The sequence below is a fragment of the Actinomadura miaoliensis genome (assembly GCF_039536785.1).
GTDB lineage: Bacteria > Actinomycetota > Actinomycetes > Streptosporangiales > Streptosporangiaceae > Spirillospora > Spirillospora miaoliensis.
Window position 1 is genome coordinate 1 of sequence record NZ_BAAAZG010000044.1, and the last position, 1774, is coordinate 1774.

A 1774-nucleotide genomic window follows, 5' to 3' on the forward strand; every position below is an offset into this window, starting at 1 on the left:
CGCGGCGGTCGGGGGCGCGCGGAGCGCGGCGGCGGCCGAGAGGACGGCGCGGCCGCCGCGTGGGGCGTACGCGCACAACGTGGAGGCGGTCGGCTACAGCGATCTGGACCATCGGCCCGCGTTCAAGATGGCGATCCGGGAGGTGGAGGGGCGCTGGTACCTCTACACCGGGCATTTCTGGCACAGCGGGTGGAGTGTCGTGGACGTCACCGACCCGCGTCGTCCGGAGGTCGTGGCGTTCGTTCCGGGGCCGGCCGGCACCTGGACGCTCCAGGTGGACCTGCACGGCGACACGATGGTGACCGCGCTGGAGAAGGTCTTCCCGAACTTCGGCGGCGACCCGTCGGCCGACTTCGAGGACGGGCTCTACATCTGGGACATCGAGGATCCCGTCCGGCCGCGCCGCCTCAGCCATTACCGCACCGGGGGGACGGGCACGCACCGCAACCTGTATCCGGGCGGACGCTACGTCCACCTGGCCGCCGGGCTGGAGGGCTTCACCGGCAACATCTACGTCATCCTCGACATCGCCGACCGGTCGCGTCCACGCGAGGTGGGGCGCTGGTGGGTGCCGGGGCAGAAGGACGGCGAGCCCAAGGAGAAGACGACCGAACGTCCGCACTCGCACGGGTTCTGTTGCGGCACTGCCGGTGACGTCTCCCTGCACGGTCCGGCGTACCCGGTGGGGAACCACGTCTACCTGCCCTATGGCGGGGCGGGGCTGGTGGTGCTGGACATATCCGATGTGTCTCGTCCCCGGCGCGTAGGGGGGCTCAGTTTCAGTCCGCCGTTCCATTCGCGGTTCGGTGTGCACGGCGTCCTGCCGTTGCCGGGACGCGGGATCGCGTTCGCCAACTCCGAGGACGTGTCGTACGGGAAGGGGCCCGCGCCGCACGCGTCCATCATCGACATCTCCGACCCGGCCGAGCCCTGGCTGCTGTCGACGTTCCCCTCGCCGGTGCCGCCGGACGACGCCCCCTACGACGACTTCGCCACGCGGGGCGGCTGGAGCGGTCCGCACAACATCAACCACCACCAGCACCATCCCGACGTGCAGCGGCAGGGCAACCTGTTCTACATCGCGCACTTCAACGCGGGGCTGCGGGTGTACGACGTGTCGAACGTGCGGCTGCCGCGCGAGGTCGGCTACTTCGTCCCGCCGGAGCCGACGCGCCGGTACGGCCCCATGCCCGAGGGCGACCTGGTCCTGCAGACCGAGGACGTCGTCGTGGACCGCCGTGGCTACATCTACATCTCCGACAAGAACCAGGGGCTGTGGATCCTGCGCTACACCGGTCCGCGGGTCTGACCTCGGCAGGGCGCCCCGGGTGATGGCGCGGCCGATGGTGGACGATCTTCGGTTTGCCCTTCTCCGCCACTTCGGCCCCGAATTACGGTGACTGTCGAGGGTTGTCACGGAGTCCGAAAGGTCGTCATGACCGACAAGAGCACGTCGTCCAGGTCCGCCGCTCCCATCGACATCACGCGGCCCCACCAGGCCCGGCTGTGGAACCACTGGCTCGGCGGAAAGGACAACTACCCGGTCGACCGCGAGGTCGGCGACAAGATCATGGAGGTGTATCCGGAGATCGCCGACGTCGCCCGGCAGTCGCGCGCCTTCCTGGTCCGGGTGGTGCACTTCATGACCGGCCAGGGCATCCGGCAGTTCCTCGACATCGGCACCGGGCTCCCGGCGGTCGACAACACCCACGAGGTGGCCCAGCGGGACGCCCCCGAGAGCCGGGTCGTGTACGTCGACAACGACCCGCTCGTC

At 69.7% G+C, this 1774-nt stretch carries 2 protein-coding genes; both read left to right on the plus strand.

The window, feature by feature from the left end; all coding sequences use genetic code 11:
• A partial coding sequence (locus tag ABD811_RS28170) for an LVIVD repeat-containing protein (RefSeq protein WP_344953713.1) occupies window positions 1-1309 on the plus strand: 1309 nt, incomplete at its 5' end.
• A gap of 126 nt (window positions 1310-1435) precedes the next feature.
• Window positions 1436-1774 (plus strand): SAM-dependent methyltransferase (locus ABD811_RS28175; RefSeq protein WP_344953716.1); only part of this gene is annotated, 339 nt, incomplete at its 3' end.